The organism is Desulfovibrio piger (assembly GCF_012843875.1).
In the GTDB taxonomy this organism is placed as follows: Bacteria; Desulfobacterota; Desulfovibrionia; order Desulfovibrionales; family Desulfovibrionaceae; genus Desulfovibrio.
The window spans coordinates 1-20055 of the sequence record NZ_JABAFY010000042.1 but is presented as its reverse complement, the minus strand read 5'-3'; the positions used below and the strand labels follow the sequence as shown (position 1 = coordinate 20055).

Annotated in this window: 14 protein-coding genes and 2 tRNA genes; 12 read left to right on the top strand and 4 right to left on the bottom strand. The window is 57.7% G+C overall.

Annotated features, from left to right (window positions below):
- Positions 1 to 350: 350 nt before the first annotated feature.
- Positions 351 to 1145: a hypothetical protein gene (locus tag HF854_RS09835; protein WP_168936119.1), complete on the bottom strand. Its 795-nt coding sequence runs from the start codon at positions 1143 to 1145 to the stop codon at positions 351 to 353.
- 829 nt (positions 1146 to 1974) lie between these two features.
- Here HF854_RS09835 and HF854_RS09830 point away from each other — a divergent pair.
- The 3 genes from HF854_RS09830 (at position 1975) to HF854_RS09820 (ending at position 5710) form a co-directional block, all read left to right on the top strand.
- Positions 1975 to 2208 (top strand): hypothetical protein, encoded by a 234-nt coding sequence (locus HF854_RS09830; protein ID WP_205906098.1) that lies wholly within the window; start codon positions 1975 to 1977, stop codon positions 2206 to 2208.
- A gap of 510 nt (positions 2209 to 2718) precedes the next feature.
- Positions 2719 to 4638 (top strand): tetracycline resistance ribosomal protection protein Tet(W), encoded by a 1920-nt coding sequence (gene tet(W) / locus HF854_RS09825; RefSeq protein ID WP_118176642.1) that lies wholly within the window; start codon positions 2719 to 2721, stop codon positions 4636 to 4638.
- Positions 4639 to 5092: 454 nt separating this feature from the next.
- The gene (locus tag HF854_RS09820; RefSeq protein ID WP_168936118.1) at positions 5093 to 5710 is read left to right on the top strand and encodes a hypothetical protein; all 618 of its coding nucleotides are present in this window, start codon (positions 5093 to 5095) and stop codon (positions 5708 to 5710) included.
- A 501-nt stretch (positions 5711 to 6211) separates the two neighbouring features.
- Here HF854_RS09820 and HF854_RS09815 read toward each other — a convergent pair.
- Positions 6212 to 6745: a hypothetical protein gene (locus tag HF854_RS09815; RefSeq protein WP_168936117.1), complete on the bottom strand. Its 534-nt coding sequence runs from the start codon at positions 6743 to 6745 to the stop codon at positions 6212 to 6214.
- A 204-nt stretch (positions 6746 to 6949) separates the two neighbouring features.
- On the opposite strand from HF854_RS09815, the gene HF854_RS09810 reads away from it, so the two are divergent.
- Positions 6950 to 7771: a hypothetical protein gene (locus HF854_RS09810; protein ID WP_168936116.1), complete on the top strand. Its 822-nt coding sequence runs from the start codon at positions 6950 to 6952 to the stop codon at positions 7769 to 7771.
- A gap of 176 nt (positions 7772 to 7947) precedes the next feature.
- The gene (locus HF854_RS09805) at positions 7948 to 8991 is read left to right on the top strand and encodes a tyrosine-type recombinase/integrase (protein ID WP_168936115.1); all 1044 of its coding nucleotides are present in this window, start codon (positions 7948 to 7950) and stop codon (positions 8989 to 8991) included.
- Between the two features lie 264 nt (positions 8992 to 9255).
- On the opposite strand, the gene HF854_RS09800 is transcribed toward HF854_RS09805, so the two are convergent.
- A tRNA-Ser gene (locus HF854_RS09800) sits at positions 9256 to 9350 on the bottom strand.
- Between the two features lie 191 nt (positions 9351 to 9541).
- On the opposite strand from HF854_RS09800, the gene HF854_RS09795 reads away from it, so the two are divergent.
- Both HF854_RS09795 and HF854_RS09790 read left to right on the top strand, forming a co-directional pair.
- Positions 9542 to 11266, top strand: a complete 1725-nt coding sequence (locus HF854_RS09795; RefSeq protein ID WP_205906097.1) for a glutamine--tRNA ligase/YqeY domain fusion protein — start codon at positions 9542 to 9544, stop codon at positions 11264 to 11266.
- Between the two features lie 159 nt (positions 11267 to 11425).
- A tRNA-Lys gene (locus tag HF854_RS09790) sits at positions 11426 to 11501 on the top strand.
- Between the two features lie 241 nt (positions 11502 to 11742).
- On the opposite strand, the gene HF854_RS09785 is transcribed toward HF854_RS09790, so the two are convergent.
- The gene (locus HF854_RS09785) at positions 11743 to 12717 is read right to left on the bottom strand and encodes a DMT family transporter (RefSeq protein ID WP_168936114.1); all 975 of its coding nucleotides are present in this window, start codon (positions 12715 to 12717) and stop codon (positions 11743 to 11745) included.
- 644 nt (positions 12718 to 13361) lie between these two features.
- Here HF854_RS09785 and HF854_RS09780 point away from each other — a divergent pair.
- The 5 genes from HF854_RS09780 to HF854_RS09760 all read left to right on the top strand — a co-directional run bounded on the left by HF854_RS09780 (position 13362) and on the right by HF854_RS09760 (position 19932).
- The gene (locus tag HF854_RS09780; RefSeq protein WP_168936113.1) at positions 13362 to 14825 is read left to right on the top strand and encodes an APC family permease; all 1464 of its coding nucleotides are present in this window, start codon (positions 13362 to 13364) and stop codon (positions 14823 to 14825) included.
- Positions 14826 to 15049: 224 nt separating this feature from the next.
- Positions 15050 to 15784: a sulfite exporter TauE/SafE family protein gene (locus HF854_RS09775; RefSeq protein WP_168936112.1), complete on the top strand. Its 735-nt coding sequence runs from the start codon at positions 15050 to 15052 to the stop codon at positions 15782 to 15784.
- Positions 15785 to 16004: 220 nt separating this feature from the next.
- Positions 16005 to 17783 carry a TraB/GumN family protein gene (locus HF854_RS09770; protein ID WP_168936111.1) on the top strand — a complete coding sequence of 593 codons (1779 nt, stop codon included), beginning with the start codon at positions 16005 to 16007 and terminating at the stop codon, positions 17781 to 17783.
- Between the two features lie 77 nt (positions 17784 to 17860).
- Entirely contained in the window at positions 17861 to 18865 is a 1005-nt protein-coding gene (locus HF854_RS09765; protein ID WP_205906096.1) for a hypothetical protein, read from the top strand.
- Positions 18862 to 19932 carry a radical SAM/SPASM domain-containing protein gene (locus HF854_RS09760; RefSeq protein ID WP_168936110.1) on the top strand — a complete coding sequence of 357 codons (1071 nt, stop codon included), beginning with the start codon at positions 18862 to 18864 and terminating at the stop codon, positions 19930 to 19932. The genes HF854_RS09765 and HF854_RS09760 overlap by 4 nt, the downstream gene beginning before the upstream one ends.
- Positions 19933 to 20055: the final 123 nt, after the last annotated feature.

The following is a 20055-nucleotide window of genomic DNA, read 5'->3' as shown; positions in this document are numbered from 1 at the left end:
GTTGTTACCTCGTCAATTTTATGGGACTACTTTACCTTGCTTTGGCCTGTATCCTTTGGAGAAAACTGGTATAGCAATATGTATGCCGGACATTCTCTTAGCAAAACGGATAACAAAAAAGCGGTCTATTCTTCAGAATGAACCGCTTTGTGCGCTTTTCATGGCGGAGAGGGAGGGATTTGAACCCTCGATACAGGTTTAAGCCCGTATACTCGCTTAGCAGTCGATTGATTTTGTTTTTAACTATCTAGAATGTATGGTGTTTATTTTTCGATTTCAACACGTTCTGCGCGTTATGGCGCTGCGCTACGCCATACGTACCATAAAACTTGAAAAAATACGTCAGACAATCAGCCCACAAAAGCAAGCGCCAACACATCCAGGCTAGCACTTTGCGGGTTCTTTTCAGCGTCGATTATTATACTGCCATTACATTCAAGCATGTTTGCCGGGAACTTGAAAGCGTTCTCTACCTCTTTAAATGATACATCATCGCCAACGGAAAGCATAAGACTGAGCTCTTGCAGTTTTTCGCGGTAGCTTGGTTCTAGTCTTTCGATAGCTTGAACGCATGACTTTATGCCGCTGAGATAGCCTTTTGCGCTACCATAGCTGAGGATTCCGAAAATATGCTCTTCTTCGGTATCGCGAAGGCTGTTCAGAATATGGCTGATGGCTAAGTAAGTTACCTTGAAGATGTTGAAAGATTTATCTCTAACCTGTGAAAGTATGGTGATATTGGCATGTTCGGAGATGTTTGTTGTGTTATTTTTGTCTAGGATAGCATTTGGCTTGATTATGAGTATTGTCTGCTTATCTTTTGATAGCTCACATATATTTGCTGTCTCTTTAGCTACTTCATCAGTACTCATATCAGAGAATATGAAAACATTGTCTACTTTTGATATTCTTTCTATAGCGTCATTAATAAAGGCATCTTTGTTTGACTTCGTATCAGCCGACAGTAATACTTCACCAAACTTTGAGTATTGGTCATCGGAATCTGTGATGATGCTGAAAGGCTGCTGGAGGCTGAGTTCCCTAAGATAGCCTATTTCTTCGTTGAAACTATCATTGCCAATGAAAATGAAGTAAGAATTATCTATAACGAGTTCGTAAATATCATCATTTTGCAGCTCTAGCATAAAGGTACTCCTTTTTGAGTGGTATACCAGTAAGCTGCATTTATATTGATTCTCTCGGCCTAAAAAGCTAAGATGTCCCCCGTTACGTGGCTTTCTTCCCATGCGTTCGGTACGGCGCTAACTCCCGCTTGCCGGGTAAGGGAGGTTAGCCGCATGAGACGCCTTGTGCTCTTGGCGCTGCTGACGCTCCTTTGTCTGATGCTCCGGGCCTCGTCCCGGCTGTAAGCTAAAACAAAGGCCCCCGTCCGGCGGGCACCGGGCGAGGGCTGAAACAAGCAGTTAACCACGTAACATCAAAGGGACGCTCATGCGTCGTACCTGCCGGGGGAGTGTTGGTAGCATTCTCCCGGCACCTTTTTTATAAGCATTCTTTCAGGAGATTGCAAGCGAGCCTTCAGCTCCAGATCAGTGCTTGCAGGTACCCCCGTTAAAAAGCTAAGATGTCCCCCGTTACGTGGCTTTCTTCCCATGCGTTCGGTACGGCGCAAACTCCCGCTTGCCGGGTAAGGGAGGTTAGCCGCATGAGACGCCTTGTGCTCTTGGCGCTGCTGACGCTCCTTTGTCTGATGCTCCGGGCTTCGTCCCGGCTGTAAGCTAAAACAAAGGCCCCGTCCGGCTGGCACCGGGCGAGGGCTTAAAACATGTAGCATAGCCACGTAACACTATAAGGGGACGCTAGAGCGTCGTACCTGCCGGGGGAGTGTTGGCGCATTCTCCCGGCACCTTTTTTATAAGCATTCTTTCAGGAGATTGCAAGCCGCCCCCATAGATGCCTTTCCCGGTTTGGCTTTTAGAGATATCCCTCAATTTCCGGTAGGAGAGAGCAACAATGAGCGCCTATGATCGTGAGGTCAGTAAGAACGGCTCCCTGTCAGCCAGGATTTATGAGGTTTGTGCCGAGAGGGACGGCTTGAAAGGGCAAGTCAGGGACTATGAGCGGGTCAGACGGGCCATTGGCCCGGAACAGGCGGACAGGATACTGGAGGCAGCTTACCAGCAGGAACAGGTCGAAAAGGAGCAGAAATGGGGTGCAAGGTCAAAAATAAGGGTAGGCGCACGATAATCACAAAAAATGGAGGTAATTTCATGGAAAAGTACATCTTTGACGAGGGCAACGGTCTGTGGTATGAGTTGCAGAGGGACTAACAATATTCGGGCGTGTGCGGCGGAAATCGTGGACACAGAAATTATTTGCGCATGAGGCCCCAAATCGGAGGGTGTCCCGGTGAATGCCCTCCTGATTTATTTGGGACAGCGGGTAAAAACTTCTTGCATTTTAGAGTGTGCTATGCTATGACTGCTGTCATCCTGATTTGAGGAGTCTATTCAACATGCGGCAAGGTATTCTTAAATAAAATTTGATAATGGGCACAAAAATAATTGCCCCTTGCAGGGGCTTGGTTTTTGTACCCAATTTTAAGAATACTTTTGCCTTTTTAGTAAATATCGTGACGGACCGCGGCTTATGTAAGTCGTGTATGTTTCTGTGTGTCCGAAGTCATGATCCCCAGCGGTAAAAGTATTAGCCGCTGGGGATTTTTGCGCCCATTCGGGCCTTGTATGGAGGATAGACATGAACATTATCAATATCGGGATTCTTGCCCATGTAGACGCTGGAAAGACGACCTTGACGGAGAGTCTGCTATATGCCAGTGGAGCCATTTCAGAACCAGGGAGCGTCGAAAAAGGGACAACGAGGACGGACACCTTGTTTTTGGAGCGGCAGCGTGGGATTACCATTCAAGCGGCAGTCACTTCCTTCCAGTGGCACAGATGTAAAGTTAACATTGTGGATACGCCCGGCCACATGGATTTTTTGGCGGAGGTGTACCGCTCTTTGGCTGTTTTAGATGGGGCCATCTTGGTGATCTCCGCGAAAGATGGCGTGCAGGCCCAGACCCGTATTCTGTTCCATGCCCTGCGGAAAATGAACATTCCCACCGTTATCTTTATCAACAAGATCGACCAGGCTGGCGTTGATTTGCAGAGCGTGGTTCAGTCTGTTCGGGATAAGCTCTCCGCCGATATTATCATCAAGCAGACGGTGTCGCTGTCCCCGGAAATAGTCCTGGAGGAAAATACCGACATAGAAGCATGGGATGCGGTCATCGAAAATAACGATGCATTATTGGAAAAGTATATCGCAGGAGAACCAATCAGCCAGGAAAAACTTGCGCGGGAGGAACAGCGGCGGGTTCAAGAAGCCTCCCTGTTTCCGGTCTATCATGGCAGCGCCAAAAAGGGCCTTGGCATTCAACCGTTGATGGATGCGGTGACAGGACTGTTCCAACCGATTGGGGAACAGGGGAGCGCCACCCTATGCGGCAGCGTTTTCAAGGTTGAGTACACCGATTGCGGCCAGCGGCGTGTCTATCTGCGGCTATACAGCGGAACGCTGCGCCTGCGGGATACGGTGGCCCTGGCCGGGAGAGAAAAGCTGAAAATCACAGAGATGCGTATTCCATCCAAAGGGGAAATTGTTCGGACAGACACCGCTTATCCGGGCGAAATTGTTATCCTTCCCAGCGACAGCGTGAGGTTAAACGATGTATTAGGGGATCAAACCCGGCTCCCTCGTAAAAGGTGGCGCGAGGCCCCCCTCCCCATGCTGCGGACGACGATTGCGCCGAAAACGGCAGCGCAAAGAGAACGGCTGCTGGACGCTCTTACGCAACTTGCGGATACTGACCCGCTTTTGCGCTGCGAAGTGGATTCCATCACCCATGAGATCATTCTTTCTTTTTTGGGCCGGGTGCAGTTGGAGGTCGTTTCCGCTTTGCTGTCGGAAAAATACAAGATTGAAACAGTGGTAAAGGAACCCACCGTCATTTATATGGAGCGGCCGCTCAAAGCAGCCAGCCACACCATCCATATCGAGGTGCCGCCCAACCCGTTTTGGGCATCTATCGGACTGTCTGTTACACCACTCCCGCTTGGCTCCGGCGTACAATACGAGAGCCGGGTTTCGCTGGGATACTTGAACCAGAGTTTTCAAAACGCTGTCAGGGATGGTATCCGTTACGGGCTGGAGCAGGGCTTGTTCGGCTGGAACGTAACGGACTGTAAGATTTGCTTTGAATACGGGCTTTATTACAGTCCAGTCAGCACGCCGGCGGACTTCCGCTCATTGGCCCCGATTGTATTGGAACAGGCATTGAAGGAATCGGGGACGCAGCTGCTGGAACCTTATCTCTCCTTCACCCTCTATGCGCCCCAGGAATACCTTTCCAGGGCTTATCATGATGCACCGAAATACTGTGCCACCATCGAAACGGCCCAGGTAAAAAAGGATGAAGTTGTCTTTACTGGCGAGATTCCCGCCCGCTGTATACAGGCATACCGTACTGATCTGGCCTTTTACACCAACGGGCAGAGCGTATGCCTGACGGAACTGAAAGGGTATCAGGCCACTGTCGGCGAGCCAATCATCCAGCCCCGTCGTCCAAACAGCCGTTTGGATAAGGTGCGCCATATGTTCAGTAAGATTCCTTGATACGCCACAGCAAGGATGGTTATTGCATTTCCCTGCCTTTCGTGGTAAAATGTAGTTGTAAACCACCAGAGAAAACAACAACCCTGCTACCCCCCGTTATCACCACCGATAACAATTTGATAACAGCCCATCGTATAGGGCTGGATAATATGGACACATCAAATAATCAAAAAAATGAGGTATCAAATTTATGAAGCAAAATCCGTTAAATATGATGCCCAACAACGAGCGCATTAAAGCTTTCTTCGAGAAATATATTGGACTTATATAGGATATTTTTATCATACTACGCTATGATTTAAAAAATAACGGACAAAATAAGAGTAATACTAATTCCATATTGACTTTTTTATAAAATATGATATAATAATATAAAGCCGAAAAATGGCTTTCGGCTAAAGCCCTCTGCATTCATGCAGGGGGCTTTTCGTTTATTATAAGATAGGAGTTATTTATGTCTTACACGAAAGAAATGTGTCTGTACCTTCTCGACAACCCTGACAACATTGAAGCCGAATCGCTTACCGAGAGCGTTGAGCGGCAAGTCTTCCAAGCCATGAATAAGGCCATATCCATGCGTGTTGGCGACAGAACGCCGTGGCGCGGCCAGTACGCGCTTGTGACCGGTGACGACGAGGAGCACGAAGAAACGTGGTTTGCCTGCGCTCACTGGCCGTACAAAGCCAATGGTGATCCCCTCGTGTGCTTTCGCTTGTGGGAGAACGAGGGAGACAACGGCTATTGGCTGTCCCAGGCGCTTGGTGTGAACGGCGGTTCCATGTGCTTCGAGTTCAGGATGGTCGGCAAGACCGGTGGGCCTTCCTTATATAAGGTAAAGAAGGCCATGAAGGAGTTCTACGAGCAAAACGCCCGGCTCAAGGAGGCTGGTTTCAAGCTGCACCAGCGAGGCTCCATTTTCATGCCGTTCACGCTGGTCCCCGGTGAAGTCAAAAAGGAGTTCCCCGACCTCAAAATGTCGTTGGCTCCCATGAAAGCCGTGCTTGAGAAGCTGTTCGAGCTGAAACCGGAGTTTGACAAGCTCGTGAAGGCCGTTTACCCGCCGAAGCAGTAGTAGAGGAAAAAGGGGGCGTGTCGTTTGGTACGCCCCCTTTTGTGTTTTCATCGCATGGTAAACGCTTCTGGCAATGTTTTCAGTAAGGCGATGTTTTAGACATCGTTAAGACGGTGTAGATGCTCACGGCATCGTTGGCACACCGTACATCCATCAAAGCAGTGCACGAACACCGTTACATCTACTCGTGCTGTGTATATTCACCGCAACATTGAAAATACACCTTTTAAAGAGATGCATATTTGTAAAAAAGATACTATTTAAAGCAATTTTTCCATTAATATGCGATTAAGTTTCATCGTGTTTGTTGTTAAAATAAGCCATCTTGACTTTTACTGCGTTTTTTCGTATAGTAAATACATGCTCGAAATAGTGCGAGCAGCCATTTTGCCCTCTGCATACGCGGAGGGCTTCGCTTTTTTAGAAGGAGTATTGGAAGATGAAACATCATCTTACAGACATCAAAAGAAGAAGGGCGTACCCCGAAGGATACGCCCCAAATCACTTGGCCGTGCTTTCCCCGTCCTTCTTAAGCCATCCTTTTTTGACAGCCCAAAAAGCGAGTGCCCAGAGATATTTTTCCGGGGGGACGGTGCAGAGGTTGTATTTTTTAGCAAGGGCTGAGCAAAGCGCAAAGGGGGGCTTTCTTGACAGCTCGGCTACATCCTCAGCCGTTATTTCGTTGCAGAGCTCCGAAAGATTTTGCCTGAAAGATTTTCCATCAAGAAGAGCCAAGGCAAGCGCTGCAACCACTTCTTTGGGAACCCTGTTTTGGGGCTTGATAAAGCACTTTAACTTACGCGTGGAAAATGCCTCTCCCAGTTCTTCCCCAAACCGTGCCATCCCATATTCGACAATGGCATCGCTGATGAACTGGTTTTTCGTGCCCTTGCCTTGTTTCTTCCACTCTTCAAGCACCGCACAAGCCGCTTGGGAGTAATAGACGGTCATTTGGTGTCCGTCTTTTTTGGAAGCAAGGAAAAAGTTCTCGGGAACATCATCTTTCTTGGTGTCGAGCTTGGATTTTTCACTCATGGCAGCCTCCTTATGAAAGAAGGTACTGCGATGATAGCGCATCGTCAATGCGATTAAAAAAGAAAGGAATCTTCAAATGAAAGGTTTTCTTCGTGGGCATCCACCGTAAAAGCATCGTAATTCGGCCCGGTGCCATAGTATACGTATAATTATTCACAAATATTTAAGTACTGTTGAGGAGATATAAAACTATGAGGAACTACTATGAGGTTCATTACGATACAAGGCATGCAATTCTGGGTTTCAACGAAAAAGCACCGTTACGTTCATCGTAAAAGACGGCACAAGCACCAATCCTTACGGAGGTCATGGAAGCAGAGGAATAAAGGTTTACGCCGTGCCCTTTGCTCGTTAGCTACCTCGCCTTATCTGTTCATCTCCCTGATGATCCCCGGTGCATGCTGCGATACGCAGCGGTTTGCTAACTGCCAGGACGTGTTCACCAAGTTCGTGAGGAAGCTGGTCTACCGGTTCCCGGGCTGCTGGTTCGTGTACAAGCGCGAATGGACGCGAAAGACAGGATTCCACTTCCATTTGATAGGGAACCTTTTTGAGTCGAAAAAGCTGAACTTGAAAGCTTCAAACCGTAGAAAAGTTTCCAAACTATGGAATGCCTCGATAACGGCAGTTCATGGGACGGTGCCTCCAGCTGGCGTGAAGCCATGCCTTGTCAAAGAGTGTAGCTTTGCCATGCATACTGGCTACCTTCTTAAGGATGGCAAGAAAGGGCAGGATATGGCCTTTATCAAGAAGTCTGGCGGTGCGCAGACGTGGAACTACATCAATAAGAAAAACATCCCGTTTGCGCCGAAAATACCGGCAAAGATTACTGAAAAGGCCTATTTCTTGTTCCTCGATATGCTGAAAGAGGAACTGGACGGTACCGGCTTCAATACCGAATACATTATGCGTATCAGGCCCAAGGCATGTGCCTCGTTGAGCCACATTGATAATGACATCCTGTTGAGGGTTCTCAAAGAAGCTTGCAAGGAGGCACACGATGGGGCAGCAGTGCATGACATATAAGCAGATAGCCGAGATCTTACAGATAGCACCAAATACGTTTAGGAAGACGTGGCGCCAGTATCCCCACTTCTTTGTGACCCCGCCCAGCACAAGGCCGCAAGGGGGAAACCTCAAAAGTGCCCGTTTCGACCCTGTGGAAGTCTTGAACTACGCAAAACAAGGAAGGTACAGCTATTATGGCTATCAACAAGATAGAGATGAAGACGTGCAGTCGGTACGAGGCAAGCGTCAAAGTAGGTGGTGTAATACGCAAGAAGCGCTTTCTGACGCTCCAAGAAGCAAAGATATGGGAGTTGGCGATGAGGCAAGCCCCAGCAATGGTAGCACAGCCCCGTTTGATGTATTCGCTGGCCTGTAGCCAGTACATAGCTGACTGCGAGCTGCGCATAGCTTCCAACACCCTTAGGGAGAAGAAGAAGCACCTGCGGGAGTTCGCCAGCTATATCAGGAAAGACTGCCGCTTGCAGGACTGCGCTATGGATGACGTTACTTTGAGCATGGCACGTGCCTTTAGCAACGGCGTCATGGCCCGTAGCGGTGCCAAAACGGCCAACAGGCGTATACGTACGCTCAAGGCCCTTTGGAACTGGCACAAATCAGAGCTTACCGGCAATCCTTGGCAGGCGGTCAAGCCCTTCCCGGAAGAGGAGTTCGTCAAGTACGTCCCTTCAAAGGATGACGTTGAGAAAGTCTTCGCCGCTGCTACGCAGCAGGAAAGAGATATATTAACGGTCATCAGCTACACGGGGGCACGCCTCAGTGAAGTGCTTAACCTGAAGTGGGAAGACGTTTCAGACGGCTCCATCAGGCTGTGGACGCATAAAAGCCGGAATGGCTCCAAGACGTCCCGTCTGGTTCCTGTCGGCCATACGCTGCGTGACGTGTTGACGCGGCTTCACCCTCTATCAGAGGGCAGCCCGTATGTTTTCGTCAATCCCGCTACGCATGGGCCGTACAGACGGAATCAGCCCTCCATATGCCACATGCTGAAACGGCTGTGTCGTGAAGCTGGCGTCAGGGAGTTCGGTTTTCATGCGCTGCGGCACTACTTCGCCTCCATGCTCGTAAGCACGAACAAGGTGACGCTGTGCGACATTCAGCACATGCTGGGCCACCAGCGCGCCACGACCACGGACACCTACTTGCACAGCTTGTGTCCCCCGGTAGATCACTTGGCGGGGGTGATTGAAGAAATGAACCAACCCTTAAAGGCCAGCTAACAACCAGACAACCGAAAGGCCGGGGAGACGATCTCCGGCCTTTTTTGTCGGCTTCGCACACCGTACCACCAGCCGAAGCGTTTCCCACGCTCAAAAAGGCCGCCACAGGCAAGGCTGGGCAATCTGTTTATGTGCCCCCTGGAAACGGCTGTTTCGGCACGCCGGTATACTCCTTGGTATACATCTTTGCCGGGGAGGCTATTTTTCAGGCACGAAAAAAGCCGGTAAGCTACTTGCTGTAACCTACCGGCTTTGCTGCCTTAGTGGCGGAGAGGGAGGGATTTGAACCCTCGATACAGGTTTAAGCCCGTATACTCGCTTAGCAGGCGAGCTCCTTCGGCCGACTCGGACACCTCTCCGCTCAGGGAAGACATCGTCATTCCCGCGTGAGGCTGTACATTAGTCGGGAAGGGCCTACTTGTCAAGGGAAAATCCGGTAAAGGCACAAAAAAATCTTCGTCTTTGCCGGGAAGGCCCGGCGGGCGGCGTTGACCCCCGTACCGGCTTGGCGTATCCTGCTGCGTTCAATATCTTACGGAGGAACAACGCCATGAGCGAAAACAAGGCCGAGACCGTGGCCGCTGCCGCGGAAAGCAACGACAATCCCAAAGCCGGTGTGGACTTCATCCGCGCCCGCATCATGGACGACAACGCGTCGGGTCGTTTCGGGGGTCAGGTGCACACGCGCTTTCCTCCGGAACCCAACGGCTACCTGCATCTGGGCCATGCCAAGTCCATCTGCCTGAACTTCGGCGTGGCGCGCGAGTTCGGCGGCATGTGCAACCTGCGCTTCGACGACACCAACCCCGTCAAGGAAGACACCGAATACGTGGATTCCATCCGCGAGGACGTGAAGTGGCTGGGCGGTGAATGGGACGACCGCGAATTCTATGCGTCCAACTATTTCGACAAGCTCTACGAATACGCCGAGCAGCTCATCCTCAAGGGCAAGGCCTATGTGGACGACCTGAGCGCCGACGAGATCCGCGAGTACCGCGGCACCCTGACCCGTCCCGGCAAGGAGAGCCCCTGCCGCAACCGCAGCGTGGAAGAGAACCTGGACCTGTTCCGCCGCATGCGCGCCGGGGAATTCGCCGACGGCGAGCATGTGCTGCGCGCCAAGATCGACATGGCCTCGCCCAATCTGGTCATGCGCGACCCCACCCTGTACCGCATCCGCCATGCCGAACATCACCGCACGGGCAACAAGTGGTGCATCTATCCCATGTACGACTTCACCCACTGCCTGTCGGACTCGCTGGAAGGCATCACCCACTCCATCTGCACGCTGGAGTTCGAGAACAACCGCGAGCTCTATGACTGGGTGCTGGACGCCCTGGAAGTGTACCATCCCCAGCAGATCGAGTTCGCGCGCCTCAACCTCACCCACACGGTGCTGTCCAAGCGCAAGCTCATCCAGCTGGTGAAGGAAGGCTACGTCAAGGGCTGGGACGACCCGCGCATGCCCACCCTGAGCGGCCTGCGCCGCCGCGGCGTGCCGCCGGAGGCCCTGCGCGAGTTCTGCAGCCGCATCGGCATCGCCCGCTCCGACTCCATGGTGGATTACGCCGTGCTGGAATTCTGCATCCGCGAATACCTCAACGCCCACACCCCGCGCGCCATGGCCGTGCTGGATCCCGTGAAGGTGGTCATCGAGAACTACCCCGAAGACCAGGTGGAAGAATTCGAGATGCCCTGGCATCCCGAAGATGCCGCCTACGGCAGCCGCACCGTGCCCTTCTCGCGTGAACTGTGGATCGAACGCGACGACTTCCGTCAGGATCCGCCCAAGAAGTATCACCGCCTGGCGCCCGGCGCGGAAGTGCGTCTGCGTTACGCCTATTTCATCACCTGCCGCGAAGCCGTGTACGACGATGCCGGCAATCTGGTGGAACTGCGCTGCACCTACGATCCCGAGAGCCGCGGCGGCCAGAGCCCCGACGGCCGCAAGGTCAAGGGCACCATCCACTGGGTCTCCGCGCGCCATGCCGTGCCCGCCACCGTGCGCCTGTACGAGCATCTGTTCTCGGCCGAGAACCCCAATGCCATGCCCGAAGGCCAGACCTTCCTGGATGCCATCAATCCCGACTCCCTGCGCGAAGTGACCGCCATGCTGGAACCGGCTCTGGCTGTCAAGGAAGTGGGCGCCAAGGTGCAGTTCGAGCGCGTGGGCTACTTCTGCAAGGACAAGGACAGCACCGACGAGCGCCCGGTCTTCAACCGCACCGTGGGCCTGCGCGATTCCTGGGCCAAGCAGGAAAAGAAGAACGCCTAGTCCCGGCGAAAGACGTTAGGGTGTCCGGCCGTGGCGGTGCCCCGCGCGATGAGGGGGGACAAGGCCATGCCGTTGTGGCATGGAACGGCCGGAAAAACGGATTTGTGGAAAATAATCCTTGACTTCATGTGGGGATTTGTATATCTGAAACGTCTCAACGGGTCGTTAACTCAGTAGGTAGAGTATCTGCCTTTTAAGCAGAGAGTCGCAGGTTCGAACCCCGCACGACCCACCATTGCATGCAAGCCCCTGATGCGAGAGCGTCAGGGGCTTTTTGCGTCTGTGGGGCCGCTGTGCCCCGCGGATAACGAAACGGGCCGTTCCGAAAGGGGCGGCCCGTTGGTGTTTCGGAGCCAGGCGGCCGGTACGGAGGCCGGTAAAAAGAACAAGGGCCCGGGAGGACACGGAGAACATCCTTCCCGGACCCTTGGGAGCTGTCGTCTGCAGCCGACAGTCTCCGGGATCTTGTCTGCCTATCAGTGCTGGGGGGCACCTTCCCCGCTCAGGGGCCGGGAGGAGGCATGTTCCTCCGTCGGGGGCGTGTTCTCCGTTTTCTTGCCCAGGGCCAGCAGGGCCACACCGCCGAAAAGCAGTCCCATGCCTGCCAGCTCCTGCCCGCCGACAGGCTCATGCAGCAAAAAGATGCCCCAGCAGGCGGCGCCCAGCGGCTCCACCAGGGCCAGCGTGGCGGCCATGGCCGTGGGGGTGCGGCGCAGCCCGGCCAGGGTAAGGCTGAAGGCCAGGGCGGCGGTCACGACGCCCAGATACAGGGCCATCCCCATCCCCTGGGGTTGCAGCAGCCAGAGCGGCGGCGTGCAGAAATGGACGGGCAGCAGCAGGAGCCCGCTGCCCGCGCAGAGCAGGAGCATGATGTGCTCCGGCGCGTGGATCCGGCCCAGAGGCTTGCTGAAGACGAAGTAGGCGCCGTAGCAGGCCCCCGCCAGCAGGGGCAGGAGCAGGGCGGCCGTGCTGGTGTTCTGGCTGCTGCCCAGATTGAGCCGCACGAGCCCGGCCAGGGCCAGGCCCGTGGCCGGGTACCAGATGCGGGCAGGGCGTTCGCCCAGGATGATGCGGGCCAGGATGGCGGCCATGACGGGAGAGAAGCCGATGGCCGTCACCGTGCCCACGGCGACGCCCGCCTGCTGGACGCCCCAGAAGAAAAAGACCTGGAAGCCCAGCAGGCCCAGCGTGGCGGGGATGAGCCAGCGCAACTGCCAGTGCCGCAGCCCCGCGGGCAGGGAATGCCGGCAGGCGCACCAGGCCCAGAGGGCCAGCGCCCCGATCTGCATGCGCAGGGCCCCGATGCCCAGAGGATGGTTGCCATCCGGGGCCAGGGCCTGCACGGTGCCGGTGGTGCTGAAGCACAGGGCGCCGAGGATGATGCACAAAGGGCCGCCGGCCAGCAGGGAAGAGCCGCAGGAGAGCCGCCCGGGGCTCGCTGAGATGCTCATGGTACGTCAACTCCATCTGTAAGGACGTTCGCCAGTCCGCATGAGCAGGCCGGTGATGTGGGTCACAAGGCTGTGCCGTCAGGCACAAGCTAGCCTGAGGGCAGCAATTTCCATGCCGCATCAGGGTGATTTGGACGATCTTCAATTATATTGGCTGCGTAAGGTTATTTTGCCTTTATCTGCGGGCCGGGAGCCCTTGGCTCAGGGCATTCATGGCCGGTGACCGATGCCGCTGTCGCGGGTCTGTCTGCAGAGATGGGCTGCATAAGGCAGATAAATCAAGGTGCTGGAGGGGGTGCCCGGCTGAAGGGGCCTCAGGAGGGTGTGGTTAGCCAAATAATCACAAGCGGGTCTTTTTTTACAGAATGTAATATAAATTTTGATATAAAAATCAAAATTTTTTATTTTACTTATCATTTTTTAAATTTAAATAATGGTTATTATTCCTTTTTTCGTGAGAAAACGGGATATTGTCCGACATAGGGAAGTTTTTCACATATGGCACGCTTATTGCTGTGCAGGGAGGGACTATAGTTTTCGCCCGGGAGTTCGCCAAAGGGTGCAACGACCAGGCTTCATGTGCATGTATGGCAGCCATAACAAGCAATCCGCAGCGGTATCAAATTCATAACGGAGAAAATGGTATGTCGGAACAGGTCAAGTTGGAAAAGTCCCTCTCGCCGTTGCAGGTGTGCGCACTGGCTTTGGGCTCCATTGTCGGTTGGGGTTGCTTTGTGCTGCCCGGTGATATGTTCCTTCCCCAGGCCGGTCCTGTGGGTACCCTGCTTGGTTTCTTTGTAGGTGCCTGCCTGATCAGCTTCGTTGCTGTATGCCTCAGCTACATGGTCAAATACGCCCCTGTTGCTGGCGGTGCTTTTGCTTATGCGTATATCGGTTTTGGCCCCCGCGCCGCTTTTGTTTGCGGCTGGGCGCTGGTGATCGGCTATCTTGCCATTGTTGCTATCGACATCGCAGCCCTTTCGGTCATTTTCCGCTTCCTCTTCCCCGGTGTGTTTGAGTTCGGAGAGCTCTATTCCATCGCCGGCTGGACCGTGTATTCCGGTGAAGTCATATTGATGACGGCCGGTACCCTCTTCTTCGGTTACATCAACTACCGCGGTATCGGCTTTGCCGGCGCCCTGCAGCTGATCCTGGCCTTCATGCTGACCTTCGGCATCCTGGCCCTGTTCGGCGGCGTGCTGACCCTGGATACCGCCAGCGTGGCCAACCTGAGCCCCGCCTTCTCCGACAAGCGCAGCATGATCGCCTGCGTGCTGCTGGTCTTCGCCATCTCTCCCTTCCTGTTCGTGGGCTTCGATACCGTGCCCCAGGCTGCTGAAGAATTCGCCTTCGATCCTTCCCGTGCCCGCAACATCATGGTCGTCGCCATCTTCTGCGGCGTGCTCCTGTACGCCATGGTGATGCTCTCCGTGGGCATGGCCGTGCCGTATCCTGAACTGCTGGCCAAGCTCGACGCCCAGCGCGCCACCGGCGGCGCCTGGGGCACCGGTGAAGTGGCCACCATGGCCTTCGGCAAGTTCGGCTCCATCGTGCTGGCCGTGGCCGTGTTCGGCGCCGTGTGCACCGGTACCAACGGCTTCTTCATCGCCACCAGCCGCCTGCTGCTCAGCATGTCCCGCAGCGGCATCCTGCCCGCCTGGTTCGGTGAGATCCATCCCAAGTACCGCACCCCCTACAAGGCCATCCTGTTCACCATCATCGTCGTGCTGCTGACTCCCTTCGCCGGCCGCTCCGCCGTGGCCTGGACCGTGGACATGAGCTCCGTGGGTACCGGTATCGGCTACCTGTTCACCTGCCTGGCCGCCCGCCGCGTGATCATGGGCAGCGAAGGCGTGGACAAGAAGGGCCTCAAGCTGTTCTGCTGCGCCGTGGGTACCATCACCGCCGTCATGTGCATCCTGCTCCTGCTGGTGCCCGGTTCCCCCGCCCGCATCGGTACCGCCCCCTTCATCTGCCTGGCCGTGTGGGTCGTGCTGGGCTTCATCTTCTACTTCTCCAACAAGAAGCACTGGATCTCCCTGCCTGAAGAAAAGGTCCGTGAGAACGTGCTGGGCCGCAAGGACATCGCGGTCTTCTTCAAGAAGTAACCTCCGGCGGCTCCCCGAAGGGGAGCCGGACACTGGCTGTCCGTTCGCCGGACCGCCTTTCATGGAAGCCGCCCTGCCCCCCGGGGCGGCTTTTTTATCGGGCTCCCGGCGCCCCTTGCCAAAACGGCATGGGGCCCCTATGCAGGAGCAGCAATCCAGATCATACGGGACGCCGCGGCCCCGGGAAGACCGGCGGCGGGGCAGCGTCCACAGGAGGGAAGGTTATGCCCGAAGCTACGGACCTTTTTGTTTTCTTCGCCTGGATCCTGGGCGGTTTCGTGTCCGGCGTCAGCGGCATCGGCGGCGCCATGGTGGCCTTCCCCTTTCTGGCCATGCTCCTGCCGGTGCACGAGGCCATCGCCCTGACCTGCATCGTCAACATGGTCATGGACATCTGTCTGGCCAGCCTGCATTTCCGTTTCTGCCGCGTCAGCGCCCTGTGGCCCATGCTGCTGGCCTCGGTGCCCGGGTCCTTTGCCGGGCTCTACATCCTCCAGATCTGTTCCGGCCCCGTGCTGCAAGGTGCCGTGGGCCTGCTCCTGCTCTATTACGTCTACTGGCAGAAGACCTTCCGCGCCCGCGGTACCATCGCCCATCCCCGGGCGCTGGGCGCTGTGGCCGGTTTCGGCTCCGGCCTGCTGGGCACGGCCATCGCCTTCGACGGCCCGCCCGTGGGGGCCTACGGCCTGTGCATGGGCTGGGAACCGCGCGTGCTGCTGGGCACGCTGGGCGTCTTCTTCGTGCTGCGCGCCACCGTGACCCTGGTGCTGCAGGGCATGGCCGGTTTCTACACGCCCACGGTGCTTACTTGCGCCATGTACGGCGCGCCCGGCGTCATCTTGGGCACCTGCATCGCCTTCCCCGTGGTCAAGCATATCTCGCAGCAGGCCTTCCGCAAGGTGCTGCTCTGCGTCATCGCCGTGGCGGGCCTGGTCTGCCTGGTGCGGGCGCTGGGGTAGGCGCGCCTGACGGACAGGGCTGCCTTCCTTTGGGGCCGTTCGGCTGGCGGCTGCTGCCCGGCATCACGGGCTGGTTGCCTGCGCGGCGATGCGGCAAGGGGCCGGGGCTTGCGCAGCCCCAGGCCCCCTGCACCCCGCATTGCGGCCCGCCGTCAAAGCGGCTATCCTGCGAAAAGATGCGAAGAGCATCCTTTCCGCACTCCAGCAGTGAGGCCGCGTCATGAATCCCGTCACCGACATCCTTGCCCGTGCCGTGGTCCCCGAGCATTCCGCGCCCTTCATGCAGGCCGTTTCCGGGGGCCGGGTGCTGACGGTGGATAACTTCGTCTTTTACGCCGCCGAAGACTGGCTCATGGCCATCGCCTACCCCTTGCGGGATGGCGGCGAGTACAGCCACCAGCGTTTCGAGGCCGCCTTGGCCGGGGCCCTGCGCGAGACCGGGGCCACGGCCTGCTTTGCCGTGGGCCCCGACCTGCCGCCGCGTCTGGCGGACAACGTGCTGGAGCGGGACGAGTTCTACACGCTTCCGGCCGATGCGCCCGTGCCGCCGCGTCTGCGTTCGCCCGTGCGCAAGGCCCGGGAACGCCTGCGCATCGACGAGACGCGCGAGTTCGGTCCGCAGCACCGCCGCCTGTGGGCCGAGTTCATGGGCCGGGCCGTGCTGCGGGCCAACGTGCGCGAGCTCTTTGCCCGCACGCCGCAGATGCTGGCCGCCGAAGGCGCCGATGTGCGCCTGCTCAACGCCTGGGACGGCGACCGGCTGGTGGCCTGTCTGGTGCTGGATTACAGCACGCCCGCCTTCGTCAGCTATATCGTGGGCGCCCGCTCGCGCAGCCATCCCGTGCCCCACGCCGGGGACGCGCTCTTTGCCGTCATGCTGGAAAAGGCCCGTGCGGCGGGCTGTGATTTCGTCCAGCTGGGCCTAGGCGTCAACGAGGGCATCACCCGCTTCAAGCGCAAGTGGGGCGGAGCGCCGCAGCTTTCCTACGTCATGGCCCAGTGGCAGGAGCGACCGCGTGCGGACGTGCATAAAGTGGTGCTGGACGAGCTCATGCAGGCCCTGGTGGAGCGCAGCGACGAGGGTCTTTCCAAGCGCCAGATACTGGACAGGCTGCCCGACCAGCGCCCCTTTGCCATGCTCTGGGAGCTGGAGAAGCAGGGCCGCCGCTCCTGGATCTGCGGCACGGCGCATTTTTTCTGCTATTCCTTTGCCGACTCGTTCCGCCGCCTGTTCCGCAAGGTGGATACCGTCATCTTTGAAGGCCCGCTGGATGCCGAGAGCCTGGCGCAGGTGGAGGCCTGCGGCAAATCCCCCGATCCCGGGGCCGTGCCGCTGGACGGCCTGATGACCGAGGCCGAGATCCGGCGGCTGGAGCGCGTGGTCTGCGGCGTGCGCGGGCCGGTGGCGCGTTTTCTGAACATGGAGTGGGAGGACGCGCCGGACGTGCGGGAACGCCTGCACACCACCCGGCACTGGTACGCCTTCTTCTCCCTCTGGACGGCCTTTCTGGAGCGGCAGGGCTGGCGCGATTCCGTGGATCTGGAGGCCTGGCATCTGGCCCGCGACATGGGCAAGACCGTGCTGGGCATGGAGACCATGGAAGAGCAGCTCCATTCGCTGGAAGTGGTGCCCATGCCGCGCGTGCTGGATTTCTTCCGCCACTGCGGCCAGTGGCGCTCCTACATGAAGCGCAATATCTACCACTACTTGCGTGGCGAGCTGGAACCCATGATGGGCACCAGCACGGAATTCCCCACGCGCACGCAGCAGGTCATCGACTTCCGTGACCAGCGCTTCCGCGAGCGCATGCGGCCCTTCATCGAAAAGGGCGGGGTCGCGGTCTTCGTGGGCGCGGCCCACATGCTGCGCCTGCGCCGCATGCTCACCGAGGACGGCTTCACCGTGCGGCAGGTGCGGCCCACCTGGATCCACAGGATGCGCGCCCGCCTGCGCGGCGAGGACGATCTTTACCGCATCCCCGCTGACGGGGATCGCTGACAGCCGGGGGCGTCCCGCCGGTCCGTATCCCGTTGGGGACAGGCGTGGCCCGGGCGCTCCGCCACAAGGAGACCATCATGTTTTCACAGGGATTGCAGCATTTCACGGCCGAGGCCGTGGTCCCGGAACAGCTGCTGCACTATGTGACGGCCGTGGCCGGTTCCCGGCCGCTGGCCTGCGCCGGTTTTCCCGCCTATCTGCTGGAAGGGCATCTGGTACTGGTGGCCTACGACGCGGCCATGCTGGAGACCTTTTCCGGAGGGCCGGATCTGGAAGCGGCCGCCGCCAGAGTGAAGGAGGCCACGGATGCCTCCGCCCGTCTGGAGGCCGTGAGCGTGCGCCAGAGCGCCGAGGCCGCCACGGCGGAGGGCGTGCAGCTGCGTGTGGATGCCGCTGTGGATGCGGCCCTTGCCCTGCCGGAGGTGCGCCAGATCACCGTCCTGGCCCCGGTGCGCCCCACGCGTGCCCCGCAGGATGCCGGCACGGGCACGCCGGATGCCTACTGGGATCTTGAGCTGCCCCTGCTGCGCGAGGACGGCTCCCTGCCGTGGCAGAAGTTGCGCAACATGGAGCGCCGCGCCCTGCGCGAGGTGGAGGTGGTGCGCGAGGCCTGGCAGCCGGATCACGCCGCGCTGGTGCAGGACTTTTTGCGCCGCAAGCCTTTCGATCCCGGCACGGTGCACATCTTCAGCCATCTGGAAAGCTATGTGGGCTCCCATCCCGACGTGCAGCTCTGGGCCGCCCGCCACCGGGAGGACAACAGCCTTCAGGCCTTTGCCGTGGGTGATTACGCCTCCCTGACCACGGCTTTCTACATGTTCGCCTTCCGGCGGCAGGGGGCCGTGCCCGGCTGCGCCGACGCCCTGCTGGCCGGGCTGGTCAGCGAGGCCGAGGCCCGCGGGCATATGCGTTTCTGTCTGGGGCTGGGCATCGATCCCGGCATCCGTTTCTTCAAGCGCAAGTGGCATGCCCGTCCGGCGCTGCCCTGTCTGGAGACCGGCTGGAGCACCCGCGCCACCACCTCGGGCGGCGGCTGGTTTGCCCGCCTGCGCCGCCTGCTGGGCGGAGAGGAGGCCGCATGAGCACGCCCGATCCCCTGAGCCCCAAGGCCCTGCCCGGGCCGGGACTGCGCCAGTGGCTGCGCGAGGCCTTCACCGGGCGGCCCACGCCCTTGCTCTGCATGCAGGTGGAGGTCTCGTCCGTTTGCGCCTGCCGCTGCACCTACTGCCCGCATACCACCAAAAAAGACGTTTGGCAGTCGCGCCTCATGAGCGCCGAGACCTTCGCCGCCCTCTGGCCGCTCATGCGCCAGTGCGGCCGCGTCCATCTGCAGGGCTGGGGCGAGCCCTTCCTGCATCCCCGCTTCATGGATTTCGTCAGCGTGGCCCGGCGGGCGGGCTGTGCCGTGTCCACCACCACCTGCGGCCAGCACATGGACGAGTCCCTGGCCGCCGCCATCGTGGACAGCGGCATGGACGTGGTGGCCTTTTCCCTGGCCGGTACCGACGAGGCCAGCAACGCCAGCCGCCAGGGCATCCCTTTCAGCCGGGTCTGCGAGGCCATCCGCTGCCTGCAGGAGGTGCGCCGCAAAAAGCAGGGCGTCCATCTGGAAGTGCATCTGGCCTATCTGCTCCTGCCTTCGCAGCTGGAAGCCGTGAAGCGTCTGCCCGAACTCATGGAAGAGCTGGACGTGCACTGTGCGGTGGTCAGCACCATGGATTACATCGCTTCGCCGGAGCTGGCCGTGGAGACCTACAGCCCCGAAGAGGCGGACAAGGTGGCCGCAGCGGCCGCCGTGCTGGCGCCTGTGGCGGCCCGGGTGCGCCAGAGCGGCCGGGAGCTGTGGTACGCCCTGCCTGACCCCGAGGCCGTGGGCCGCGTGCGCAACGGCTGCCGGGAAAACGTGGACCGCACCATCTATGTGGACACGCAGGGAAATCTTTCGCCCTGTGTGTACGTCAACCTGCCCACCAGCGAGGATGACCCCAAGCGGCGGATCTTCGCCCGCGCCGAATACGGCCGCCCCGCCGGGGAGCTGGCCGAGCTGTGGCGCACCAGGGGCTTCAGGGATTTCCGCGCCGCTCTGGCAGGCCCCTGGCCCGACCTGCCCTGTGCGGGCTGCTCCAAGCGTTTCGAGAAGATCTGGTAGGGCTGGTGGAAGTTTTGGGATGAGGGGGGAAGGGAAACCTTTTTGGGGCAGATTGTAAATTGAAACGCAACACGGGGCTTGCGTAAAACAGGAAGACCCACAACAGTCAAGGTTGGAAAAAAA